This is a genomic window from Bacillus sp. SD075 (genome assembly GCF_017355165.1).
Classification (GTDB): Bacteria; Bacillota; Bacilli; order Bacillales; family DSM-1321; genus Peribacillus.
In genome coordinates this window covers 1-12,848 of the sequence record NZ_JADILK010000036.1, presented here as the reverse complement: position 1 = coordinate 12,848, position 12,848 = coordinate 1, and the positions used below count along the sequence as shown (strand labels likewise).

At 42.0% G+C, this 12,848-nt stretch carries 10 protein-coding genes; all 10 read left to right on the top strand.

All coding sequences use genetic code 11. The features are described 5' to 3' along the window. Positions 1 to 147 precede the first annotated feature (147 nt). Positions 148 to 1,698 carry a primase C-terminal domain-containing protein gene (locus IOC57_RS19255; RefSeq protein ID WP_207440210.1) on the top strand — a complete coding sequence of 517 codons (1,551 nt, stop codon included), beginning with the start codon at positions 148 to 150 and terminating at the stop codon, positions 1,696 to 1,698. 1,187 nt (positions 1,699 to 2,885) lie between these two features. Beyond that, complete coding sequence (locus IOC57_RS19250) at positions 2,886 to 3,680, top strand: hypothetical protein (protein WP_207440209.1); 795 nt, start codon at positions 2,886 to 2,888, stop codon at positions 3,678 to 3,680. Continuing rightward, the gene (locus tag IOC57_RS19245; RefSeq protein WP_286185035.1) at positions 3,649 to 5,634 is read left to right on the top strand and encodes a type IV secretion system DNA-binding domain-containing protein; all 1,986 of its coding nucleotides are present in this window, start codon (positions 3,649 to 3,651) and stop codon (positions 5,632 to 5,634) included. The genes IOC57_RS19250 and IOC57_RS19245 overlap by 32 nt, the downstream gene beginning before the upstream one ends. Then, positions 5,621 to 6,700 (top strand): conjugal transfer protein, encoded by a 1,080-nt coding sequence (locus tag IOC57_RS19240; RefSeq protein WP_207440207.1) that lies wholly within the window; start codon positions 5,621 to 5,623, stop codon positions 6,698 to 6,700. Before IOC57_RS19245 ends, IOC57_RS19240 begins: the two co-directional genes overlap by 14 nt. 5 nt (positions 6,701 to 6,705) lie before the next feature. After that, on the top strand, positions 6,706 to 6,936 hold the full coding sequence (locus IOC57_RS19235; RefSeq protein ID WP_016236199.1) for a TcpD family membrane protein: 231 nt from the start codon (positions 6,706 to 6,708) through the stop codon (positions 6,934 to 6,936). After that, the gene (locus IOC57_RS26570; protein ID WP_207440206.1) at positions 6,933 to 7,322 is read left to right on the top strand and encodes a TcpE family conjugal transfer membrane protein; all 390 of its coding nucleotides are present in this window, start codon (positions 6,933 to 6,935) and stop codon (positions 7,320 to 7,322) included. Before IOC57_RS19235 ends, IOC57_RS26570 begins: the two co-directional genes overlap by 4 nt. Before the next feature lie 12 nt (positions 7,323 to 7,334). Further along, positions 7,335 to 9,785 (top strand): ATP-binding protein, encoded by a 2,451-nt coding sequence (locus tag IOC57_RS26345; protein WP_207440205.1) that lies wholly within the window; start codon positions 7,335 to 7,337, stop codon positions 9,783 to 9,785. Continuing rightward, positions 9,782 to 10,216: a hypothetical protein gene (locus IOC57_RS19220; protein ID WP_207440204.1), complete on the top strand. Its 435-nt coding sequence runs from the start codon at positions 9,782 to 9,784 to the stop codon at positions 10,214 to 10,216. Before IOC57_RS26345 ends, IOC57_RS19220 begins: the two co-directional genes overlap by 4 nt. A gap of 11 nt (positions 10,217 to 10,227) precedes the next feature. Further along, a complete protein-coding gene (locus IOC57_RS19215; protein WP_207440203.1) occupies positions 10,228 to 12,282 on the top strand; it encodes a CD3337/EF1877 family mobilome membrane protein in 2,055 nt (684 codons plus the stop codon). Positions 12,283 to 12,377: 95 nt separating this feature from the next. Continuing rightward, the coding region (locus IOC57_RS19210; protein ID WP_207440202.1) for a lysozyme family protein at positions 12,378 to 12,848 on the top strand (471 nt) is incomplete at its 3' end.

The window sequence follows — 12,848 nt, the reverse complement described above, 5'->3', positions numbered from 1 at the left end:
GTGCATTTCCCTTAGAGAGCACCCTTTTTCAAAAGTCGAGTTCGATATACTTTATTCAACAAAAAGTTCCATGTAAGAAGTGGAAATCGGTCCAATTTTTTTAACTTTAGCTGTTTGTATTCAAGTATTAGAAGGAAGGTGCGAATCATGGGAACTCCATTGGCAGAAAATCATAAAAGAGGCCTTCATTCAATCGTTGAAATCATACAATTTATGACCCATGATGGGTTGCTTCTATACAAAAAAAAGGGTACAAGCCAACCTATAAAAAGAGTGGTGGCATACGAGAAGACCATGAGGGAAACCAAGAATCGTAAAGGCGTGGTCTTTGTATCGCCGTCCAAGGCAGAACTTGTGGAGGGAAAAGGCTTCGTCGTGACCTCTTATGAAACGCTTCAGGAAAAGTATCAAAACCTCTCACACTGGACACCCAATACCTACCGAGGTGGTACATACTATGATTTCAAAAACCGCATCATCAAGGGGCATCAGCGTGAAAACCTTAAACAAATCCATGTCATAGGACTTGATATAGATTCGAAGGAAGTGGATCTGTACGCCCTTTATCTTGGATGTGAGGAATTGGGATTGCCAAGGCCAAATCTCCTGCTGGAAACGCCAAGGGGTTTCCAGGTTTTCTTTGTCCTGGAAACTCCCTTCCACATAAACAAAAAACACGATTACAAGGCTTTAAGAGTGGCCGAGCGTCTGTCAGAAAATATTCGAAAAGCGCTTAAGAAATATGTACCGGTCGATACCGGATGTATCCCTTTCGGCTTCTACCGCATCCCAAGAGAAGACAATGTACTGGATTTCTATGACAAGCCTGCCAATACGGGCCTACTGCTTACCTGGTCCAAACAGTATGAAGAGCAGGAGAATAGGAACTTCCTGCGTGTGGTCTATAACAAGAATGCAACAGCAATCGATCAGACCTCTTCCGACTGGTATCGTGCGCTTATTCGAGCTATACACATCGAGGAGGGGCATTACGGATCCAGCCGCAATAATGCGCTCATGACACTTGCACTTGCCAATTATGCAAGTGATAAGACAATCGAAGATGCTTATGATGAACTTGATCAATTCAACAGTAACCTGGAACAACCCCTTAAGAAAAGAGAATTCGAACGAATCCTGAAGAGTGCTTATTCAGGAAAATATAAGGGCGTAAAGCGTTCATATGTGGAAGACTTACTCGAGCTTTGGACAGATGGACAAGCTAAATTCAAGGGTAGGGAAGGGTGGTATAAATTCAAAAAACCTCGGGAAGAACGAGTGCGTTCCCATTATAAGGAGTGGGAAGAGGATATCATTGCCTATCTGGATACCCATACGAGCCCTGAAACGCCGTTTTTGGAGGCTTCTTTGAAAAACCTTGCTGAAACCTTTGGGATTCCCCTATCCACGCTTAAAGAGGTCTGCAAGCACTCTAGTAAAATCAAAAAGTTTACGATTGGCCGAGGACGCGGGGCAGTCACCAAACTGGCCAGCCGTTCCATGCTATTCAGGAGCTTGTTGCTATTACGTAGGAATCACATTCGGCAAACCCAGCTGACGTTTGCCGAATTGCTTCCCGTTCCGAATCAATTTACTGCTACCCTTCCATTACCCACATTGGAAGCCGAATTATTGACTCATGAAGTGGACCTAATATATAGTTCCGGATCTTCTCCGCCGGATAAGATGACTTCTTGAAAATAATAAGCCAGTCTGCCAATACATATCTATAGTATCCTTCCTGTGGGGTCTTTAAGAATTACTGCTGTTCCTTATACTTAGTGTTTTTACGGGGGCTTGGGTGTTTAAGCTGATGATCACTCTTGTTTACTTAATTTTATTCAGGGAATATCATGGTGTTTGCATGGTTAAAAGTGAATTTTGTGGGGATAGTAGTAGACGTCAGGTTAACTGTTAGTTATTTATTTTTATTCATTATTTAATACATATAGGGAATTTTAGTTTGTGGGTTTTTTGGCTTTCAAAAGGTGATCTTAGATCTTCAGTAATCTTTAATTGTTTTCATTATGAAACGTAAGCTAGGTATCTTTAGTCCTTATTGTGTTTTATGAGCAGGTGATTTTAGTATTAGATTTTTAGTCTGTGTAGGTGATACTACACAAGTCACCATCCAAAAATATGGTAATTTTTATTCAATTCTCTTTACAATCATTGCCAAACAAATGTACGTCTAGTAGACTAAAAATAAGTAAAAAAATAGCAAATAATATAGATTCATATACGTAAATGGAAGGGTAATGAATGTCTTTATTATTTGCGGTCTTAAAATGACGACCACCCCATTCACACAAGGACTGAACACCCCCTGTTCATTCTCGGTACCCGCAGAAGACCTCGCCTATACTACGTAAACATAGCCGAGGTCTTCTGCTACTCAAATAAAGGCGGAGGTATTCAAAGTGTGATTGGGGTGGTCAGGTTAGATTTTAGATAATGGGGAGGAGTGATAGTTAGGTAGTTGAAGAGATAAGAATTAAGTTCAAGTGATTTAGTTCAAGGTCAAATATCAAGTTCAAAAATAAAAAAGTTCAGGATCTAGTTCAAGGTCAAGGGAATAAGAAAGTGGAGAAATGGTAGGTATGGGAGATTAATGTAGAGGGTTTAACAAGGGCAATATTATTTTACAGGATTGTATAAACATACATTTTTAATCCATTCTTATTGTGGTTGTTGACTAAATAAGAGCTTAACTGTGTTATGGATTTTTCTTAGATGTATTGTTTTGGCTGGGCCTGAAAATACTTCAATCATTTATTTTATTAGTTGTGGTTTTACTTGCGGTTTTATTTATGAAAATAATAACTATTTTGGTAAACTTTAAGAGGGAGAGTGGTTCCTATATTTTCTAGAAGAGGATGATATTTTTGGTAATGCTAAAGTACACTTCGTTGAAAGAGAAAGATTTGGAGTATTTATCGTTTATTTTGAGGAATGGTATGGTGACGGCCAAACAAATCATGTTGAAATTCAGGGAGCCGAACATTCACCGTGTTTATCGCAGGCTACGAAAATTAGAAGGCCAAAAGTTTGTCAAGCATGAACGCATTGCACATAAAGTAGGGGTTTATCTTGGAACGATTGAGGCCAGGAAATTAACGAATGTCAATGTAACCGTTCCAAATAAGGCAACGATCTACACCATGCAGCATGATCTTCTTATTACGGACTTGATCCTTTTTTACGAACTACAATCGGAAAAGCAGGCCGTTGACTTTAAATATCGGACAGAGAGAGAAATTCGTTTTTCTATGATAGGAGAAGGAGATAATCGAAGTAAATTGAAGGCCTACAATGATAATCGAGACCGCATACCAGATGTCGTTTTCTTTTTTAAAGGAACAGATGGGAATGTGACTACCACTTGGGTTGAGCTGGAATTGAACAAGAAAGATCGTAAGCGTTATGATTACAAGTTTAAGATGTTTGATGACATGCTTTCCGGTGGACGACAGGACCATCAGCTTTACTCCTACGATCAGGTGATCTATTTTGCGAATGACGTAAAAATTCATAATGTGATCAATCAGGCCAAACAGCGGTTGATTAATGCCAGCAAGATTACTGTGCGTAATGTACCTTCTATCATTTTGGAAGAACGTTGGGAAGAGGTGTTGCCGGTTGGAACCGATGGAAAGCCAGGGAGAGTCGAAGCAGACTGAAACCGATCAGATCGTTGGCGATCTAGTGATTTATGGATTAATCGGCATAATTGGAGTCTTGTTTTTTCTTCCGGCCATGCTTGGAATGCTGATTTTTGCGATCCTTACCCTCTTTAAGCGGGATTGGATCTCCTACGTTATCCTTGCAGCCGGGGTCATCCTTTTGTTTTGGCAATTTCAAACAGGGCGACTCCTCAGTTATTTTGGATTGATTTCAGGCATGAACATTCCTTATATGTCAGATACTTTGGAAAGATTCCTCAATCAGGGGGATACCATTGCCGTGACCAGTACTTCCTATCTTGTTTTACTCGGTTTAGCCTTTCTATTCTCCTTTGGATTTTTTATCTTCGCCAAATACTTTTGGAAAAAGCGAGTGACCACCAAATCTGGTGAGGTGAAGAAGCAAAAAGAAGAGCAGAAATATAAGGCTTTCCGCAAAAAACGAGTGAAGTTTTTGAATAGGAAGCAGAAACAGTATCGACATAAACCGTCCAAAGAAGTGTTTGTCGGGTACTCCGATTTTAAAGAGCGTGTAACGCTTCAGTCAAAAGAGCTCAATTATCACATGCTAGCAACAGGAGGAACCGGTACTGGAAAGACTACGTTGATTGCCTCCCTAATGGAAGCAGCTTTGCAACAGGAAAAACCGGTAATTTTCATGGATGGGAAGGGCGAAAGGAAGTCGATGCTGGAATTTAAGGCCTTGTGCGAAGCCTATGGCAGGAAGGTGTATTTATTTTCCGAAATGGACGATCTCTCGTACAATCCAATCAAGAATGGTACCCCAACTGAAACACGGGATAAGCTCATGTCGCTTTTTAGCTTTTCGAATGAAGGGGATGGGGCTTACTATACCGATATTGCTTCCCGTTATTTGCAATTGGTGGTCAAGTTGATTGATGAGGCAGGGGTTCCAAGAGACATCAAGACGATTGCGAAATTAACCAATTATAAATACATGAGCGAATTTTTCAGGGAACATAGCAGTCAAGTAGAAATCGAGGAAGAGTTCGAGGTTGAAGTAGAGGAAGAAGTCATCGTCGAAAGGCAGGCGCCTTCTACAACGGATGACGATTTAAGCGGTTTTATAGCCAATGCAGAACCAAAGAAAGAAACGGTCAAAAAGATGGTGATAGAAAAGCGGAAGCGATACGTCACAAAGCTTGAAGAGGGCATGCAGCGTATAAAAAAGGTGTTAGATGACGAATTTCCGGAAGAAATTGTGGAGGGATGCCTGACACGATTGAAAATGCAACTGGGTGAGCTCCTAGAATCCGATCTTGGTCATTTATTTGTAGAAAGGGAGAACGGAATTGATCTTCAAAAAATTACCGATCATAACGAAGTCGTCATTTTCAGCATTTCCGGAAGCCGATATGCCGAATACATTAAAAAGATTGGAAAAATGATCATTTTGGATGTAAATAGTTTGGTAGCTTATAGACAAGCCCAAGGGCGTAAATCGATTTTTGGAGTGTATGATGAGTTTTCTGCCTATGGTGACCGCAGGATCGTTGATATCGTCAATAAATCACGTTCTGCTGGCTTTGAATGCATTATCTCTACCCAAACGTTGTCTGATATTGATGCCATTGACCCAATCATGACGGAGCAAATCATTTCAAACTGCAATATTATCGCAACAGGCCGTGTCAATTCCTCCAAAGACGCCGAACGGATCGCCCAAGTTTTTGGTACGTATTCTGACCAGGAAATCACGCAGCAGATTGAAAAAAAATATCCCCGGATCCGTTATGAAGCAACCATGGGGACGGTTCGGGATGTAGAACGGTTCAAGGCGAATCCGAGCGAGATCAAGAATTTGCAAATCGGTGAAATTTTCATCAATCGTAAAATGGTAGAAGAAAATATGGGTGATACCTATTTCCGACGAGTCTATGTTCGAAATGCACTAGAATTAGGGGGGATTCCACCAAATGAAGCTTCTTGATACGCTCAAGCATGGGGTGAAGAACAATGCAGACCGAGGGCGCAAGAAAGTGATGAAAGATGATAGGCGACTCAAGTCGTCGCGATTTAATGGACGAATGACCTTTAGCTTTATATTTTGGATTGTACTTTTAGGGGTGATCTTTTTGACCTTTCTATCATGGTCCCGGACAGGCTTCCTGAACGAGAAGGTTAATGGATACCAAGATAAAGCCGCGGCGCAAATCGCGAGCCTGAATGAAGTGGGTTTCGCCAATTCACCGGCTGGTGAAGATTATTCCAGACAGTTTATTGATACTTATATCAACGTACCCGATGACGAAAAGCAGCGAGAAGAACGATCCAAAGCACTCCAAAGCTTTCTTGCAGAAGGGTTAGAAGTTGGACAGTTGGAAAACCTTTCGGAGTTTAAAGGGAAACGAGTTTTGAAGAGTGCTAGTTTATATGATGTGAAAGATATTTCGGAAGCAGCGGCCAGTTATGTGTATCGTATAGAATATGAACTTTTCAAGATCGTCGAGAAAAAAGAACAGATGGAAGTGAAGAAGAAAAACAAAAACGGCAAAGTAGAGGTCGTGAAAGAAGAAAAGACCACTAGGAAAGATGAATCGCTAGGAAAGAAACAGCAAATGATTGTCGTTCGGCTTGGCACAGACGGGAATTTTTTTAACGTAATGGAACAGCCGTACTATCAAGCTCTTCCGAATGATACTCGAATGACGGCCATTGCTGATAAAACCGACCAGGCAGACAAGAATACTAAGGTAGAGAGTGAACTTCAGCAGTTCGCGACACAATTTTTCACTTCTTATACGACGAATTCAACTGAGGAAATGTCGTATCTCATGGAAACCCCCGAATCTCTTAAAGACCTATACGAGTATAAGGGCCTGGAAGGCTTTGTGGTCTATGACGGGGAGAGAAAAGGGCAATACATCGTGAAGACGCTGGTCCTCTTACAAGAGGCGAATACGGGGCTACAATCGAAACACCCGTTTACCCTTGTTGTGAGCAAGCAAAATAATAAATTTTATGTTCATGAATTAAAACACACTAAAGGAGGATGATTTTCATGCCAGATATTACAGGTCTTACAGATTACGTGTCGTCCCAGGTCGCGGCGGTCTTGTTCATTGTTATGGTTGTCATGATTGTTCGAGCTTTCATATCCCAACGTTGGGGCATGTTCTTCTCTAGCTTCATCTTTGCAGTCGTTTGCTATGTGATTGTCTCCAATCCGGGTGAATTCGAAAGCATGGCCAATGCCATTTGGAATCAAGTGAAAAGTGGAGGGCTTTCATGAGGTCAGCTGCTTATAGCTACAGGAAATTCTTTAAATACCCCTTGAAAATTTGGAAAATTGGAAAAAATGAAAAATCCCTCGTCTTTTCCAAAGGGATTGAGATTAGGCAAATCATGGTGGCCCTCGTGCTTTTCAGTGTCTTCTTTCTTTTCAGAGGGAGCATCAACCAAGTCCTTCCAACGACGTTGCAGCTGGCTTTTTATGCCGTGTTGCCTTGGACGATCGCAGGCGCGATCTGTCGAAGCAAATTGGATGGTAAACGGCTTGATCGTTTCTTTATTGGGTACTTCCGATATTTGTATACTAAACGATTTAGTTACAGCAGCCATAAACCCGTTTACCAACCACAGGTGAAGAAAGCACAGTCATACGAGCGATTCCAATAAGGGGGTGATCCCGTGATCCAATTTCCGATTCAATCTTATAAAGACAATGTGATCTATACGCATGAGATGGAGGCTTGGTCTTACTATCGACTCCATGAAAATACGGTAGGCGTGAATGAGCATGAGGCTGAAAATAATCTGGTGAACCGTCTTCAAAGGCTCGCTTGGCAATTGGCGGCCTTCGAGGAAATTGACTATAAAATCGTGCCGATACCCGTTGATATTGATAAGCGTATGGACAACCTGCAACAACAATATGAAGGCAAATATGCCGAAACAGGAAAATATTATGCGGAACGGGCAAAGGAAATCTTACGTGAAGAAGCTAAACATATCGTCGAGTACAAATTTTTTGTAGGCGTGAAGTTAAAGAAAAGGGAGCTGGATGAAACGATCATCAGCACCTTTACTTCTTCCTTTAAAAGCATGAACCGTTATTTGCAAAAACTTGCCGGTTTTGGAGGGCATGAGGTGGACGACCTTACAGCCAGTATGTTCGAGGAATCCGAGGAAGATGCTTTTACGACCTTAAATCATTATCTAGGAGCTTTCAGGGTGAAAGAAAAGGAATTACGCTATATCATCCGTCACCAGTTCGTAAGGGGTCAGAAACAGCCTGACGGTGACGGCAGTGTCTACAGCCTGACAGAAGGCATTCTCGATCCAGGGAAAGCCGGGTATCTCCATATTAGTCAACTGGATGATGAATCATGGTGTGCTTTCCTTCCAGTTTCAGAATTTCCGGTTGATCTAAGCCATAAGGAGTGGGCTTACTTTTTTCAATCCTATCATTTTCCGGTAGAAGTCAATATGCGGACCATTTACAAAAGAAAAAAAGAGGATGAGAACCAAACCAATACCATCAAAAAGAGATTTCGCGATCAGGACGCTCAATTGATTGAAGCGAATGAGGATGACGACAGTTTAATCAATACAGGACGTGAGCTCCTGCATGAACTTGAAAATGAAATTAAAAACCAAGGAAAACCACTTCTTAGAACGCACATCCATTTTGTTGTATATGGTCCAACCAAAGAAGAAGTCCGAAAACGAGCTAGAAGGCTCAAATCAGATTTTAAGGATCAGCAAATTGAACTTGTGCAGCCACTTGCCGACCAACTCCTTTTATTCCATCAATCGTTACCAGCAGCCAAAATTATAGCAGGGGATTGGGAGCAAATCCTTACGCCTGAATCCTTTGCCGAATCCCTTTTCTCCCTTACACGAAAAATCGGAAATACCGTGGGATTCTATCTCGGTAAGAATTTATCGCATGATGGGGAAAGTATGGAAAGCTCTCCCTCTCTCGTCTTTTACCATCCGTTCCTAGCCCACTTGGGCTTAAAGGGATCCAAGTATTCCTCCCCGCATGTGACCATCTCGGGACCGACAGGGATGGGGAAATCATATCTACTAAAAGATATTTTATTAAATGCCGTCTTTTTCGGAGCGAAAGTCCTGATGACGGACCCGAAGGACGAGGTGGAAAAGAAATTCAAGCAAGCCCTCACGCCTGAAATGAAGCGTACCGCCCCCTTCTTTCAAGAATTAATTGAGAGTTTCAACTATATCACTCTATCAAGCGAGAAGAAGGATGCTGGAAAGCTAGATCCACTTACCTTCCTTGAAGGGGAAGAGGCGCAGGATGCAGCCGTTAGCGTGCTTGAATACTTATCGGAGCTTCAATCGAATGAAAGGAATGTGAAAACGGCCATTTATAAAGGGGTTCGTCATGTCCTTCAACAGGAAGAGAAGCCTGGCCTTCTGAAAGTCGTACGTTATTTGCAGGCAGCCGAGGATCAAGACATTAAAAATGTGGGAGATCTACTTTATGAGATTGGAACAAACGGGGTTGCAAAACTGATGTTTTCAGAAGGGGATGTTGTCGGAATCAGCCTTGATGAACAAGTGAATATCCTGCAGATTCAAAACTTAAATCTTCCGGACGAAGGCGAAAGGGCGGCCACGAGGGATGAACACATTGCCGTTGCCCTCATGCAGCCACTGGCCAAGTTCGCAACGAAATTCGCGCGCGATGATTCGGTCGTCAAGATGACGGTGTTTGAGGAAGCATGGATGCTCATGAATACGGGTGCTGGGGATCGCCTAATCAATGAATTGCTTCGTACAGGACGTTCCTTACGTTCTGCCGTTTATATCGTCACACAGTCCACGTATGAATACAATAAGCCGCAAATCAAAGAGAATATTGGCACGAAGTTTGCTTTTAAAGCGAAAACAACTGAAGAAGCTGGAAACATCATTGAATTCCTCGGGATGGAAGATAACAAGGCGAACCGGGATATGTTGAAAAACCTTTCGGAAGGCCAATGCATTATTGAGGATATGTACGGGCGAACGGCCAAGATTCAGACGGATATCTTGTTTGATGAGTGGATCAGCGCCTTCAATACAAAAGAAAGTGATCGTGGAAGAGCAGAGACCGAGGAGGCGTTCATGTGAAAAGAATATTCATCTCTTTTATTGCTTTGATGTCACTTTTAACCGGTTGTAATCAAAGCGCAGCAACTTCTGAAGATATTTCGAAACTAGCTTACGAGTGGGAAAAAGCAAATTTTGATCGGGATTATGATCGTGAACAAGAGTTGCTTTATGAGGAAGGCTCTTATGAAATTCATAAAACTACAAAACAAAAAGAGTCCGGAATAAAGTATGAAGATATTCGCTATGAAATCTATTTCGATGAAGATTTAGAACGATATTATGTTTTTACCGATTTTAAAAATCCGAATGGTGAAAATTCAGTAGAGGATAATATTGTCCTTCGTAAAAAAGATGATGAATGGAAAGTTGATACCAGCGAAGGGTTGGATATCGACCGTGAAGAAATATCAGAGAAGTTTGAACGGGAAGCATGCATTAACTGCAAATAAGGAGGGATTAGATGCAAACCCTTAAACAAGGCTTAGGCTTTTGTTTAGTGCTGTTGTTTCTTCTCTTGCCAACGACGTCCAATGCAGAAAATGTGTCACCAACTATTCCGAAAAAAGAGGAAACAGTTGGCCGAGTTACTTTGGAAAGTAAGGAATATCCTCTCTATCATTATCAGATGGAAGCAGATATTGGCGACGGTATCACGGAAGCTGGCGATAATGCATTACATGCCATTAATCAAGGAATTTGGGGATTTAATAAAACCATTGCCAGTTTTACTTTATATTCGGTTAACCAGCTGATGTCCTTTGATTTGATTGGGATCATTGTTGATGAATCTGCAATCATGAGTGAGCGAATCTATGAAATCATGTCCGGTACGTTTTTATCCTTGTTCGTCATTTTTGTGGGAGGAACAGCCGCCTGGCGTTACCTTGTAAATCAACAAGTCGGCCATGCGATGAAATCAATCCTTGGTGCCATGTCTATCATGGTTATTACTTTTTGGTTTTATTCAGATGCAACGGGAAACATTAAATGGCTGAATGATCGGGGGGCGGAGCTCGAAGGGATTGCAAGCTCTGCAAACGTTTTGGTCAGTTCCGATGAGTTTGACAGCAACGCTGCCTATGATTCCAAAGAAGGAATTGCGGTGTTGGAAAATCAACTATTTAACTTAATGGTGAAGCGTCCATATTTACTCTTGAATTATGGTTCAACAAAAGTATCTGATGTAATAAACGAGGATCCAAACCGGGTAAATAAACTTTTGGAAATCAAGCCTCATACTGAAGAAGGCAAAGAGCAAAGAAAGATTATTGTCAGTGATGAGGTTTCCAACTTTGATAACAAACAAATGTCTGCCAGTTTTAGCGGTGAACGGTTCGGATACTTGATTGTCACGATCCTTTCAACCATTGCACTTTCCATTCCCATCCTGTTATTAGGGATTTTTAAGTTTTTACTACAAGTATGGTTCTTGGCATTAGTCATATTCACAGCCATTCCATTAGTTCTATCAGTTATCCCTTCTTATAGTGAAACGGCCTTGAATCACGGGAAGAAGCTTGTGGGTGTTTTACTTATGAAAGCAGGATTAGTCCTATTGATTGCCGTCATTACTGGACTTGTCACCTTGCTTTACGAATCAGTAAAAGTGACGAATGGTGTAGAAGGGTATGTCTTTGTTGTCTTTCTTATCTGCATGACCATTTGGGGATTGTTTAAATACCGTTCCGAAATCTTTGAGGTTGCTTCTGGTGGTATGATTCAAGGTCAGCAAGTTGTCGAGAGAGCAACAACCAATACACTTGATAAGATGGGGGATGCTGGGGAATCAGGATTCAAGGGAGCCAAAAGAATGGTCGCCAAAGCTTACAGAAGCCACCAAAATAAAAAGCGTCAAGAAGAATATCAGTCGAGAAAAGAAGGCACGGGCCGAAAGACCTTTACCCATCCACCCGTAGCAAACAGTGGAAGGTCAGAACATCGAAAAGTGGTTGGCGAGAATACACCTCAAAAACCAGGTGTAGGGGGAAATCAAGGAAAAAAAGCAATCGGAAAAGGGTCAATCAATACAGCAACGGGTTTAAATACAGGAATGGCCAACCGATCAGCTTCACGAAATGCGGGAGCTGCGATTGTGGATTTAAAGGATTATAAAAGTGAAAAGGATGAAGGAGCAACAGGCAAAGGACCAGTCAGTGGCCACCTTTCACAAAGTTCTGAGCGTACGGTTTCGGGAGCCCGTAAGCCGGGTGCGAACCCGCCGAATTCAACTAGTCAAGAGAATAATAGAAAACCAGAACAACCTAAGCCTCCCAGGCAACGGACAGAGGGATTACATGAGCCTGAAAAGCAAACTTCCCCGCATCGTAATCCGGCCACAAAAATGGAAAGCAAACAAGAAGCAGCAGCATCAAGAGAACCAGTCAAACACCTAACGCAATGGGAAATCCAAAAGAAGATTGATGCTAGAAAAGCTAAAGTATCACCTTCCGTATCCGTCAAACGTTCGGAGGGCAGTAAACCCAAAGCCAAGGAGACCGAAAAGGATAGAAAATGATAATTCGAGAGAAGTGAGTAGTTATCATGACAGGTATGTTTGTGAACATACACACTCATTGTTTTGTCAGAATCTCTTTTTAGAAAGGAGTTCCTATGCAAGGCGTTTTAAAGAAAGGTGCAAAGGCCGCAGGAACCATTGCCATTCTCAAAAACCCTTTCTCTTGGATCATTGCAGGCATCCTTCTCCTCCTTACATCGCTCTTCGGATTTGCCTTGTTCATTTCAATTAGCTTGGGCGGTGAGAACCAGCTTGAATCAGGTAAGTCCGGTGAAGGAGCAGGGGGAACAGCGCAGGTGTCTTCTGAAGTCATACGATACGAGCCGTTAATCCGGAAATATGCGGAACAAAATGGGGTTGGGGAATATGTCGGACTTATCCTGGCCATGATCCAACAGGAATCAGGTGGACGTGAATTGGATGTGATGCAATCTTCCGAATCAATCGGGCTCCCACCCGGTGCCATTACCGACCCGGAGTATTCCATTCAGGTAGGCGTGAAACATTTTGCAGAAGTGATGAAGCAAGCCAAAGGTGATGTAAACCTAGCTTTGCAAAGTTACAAC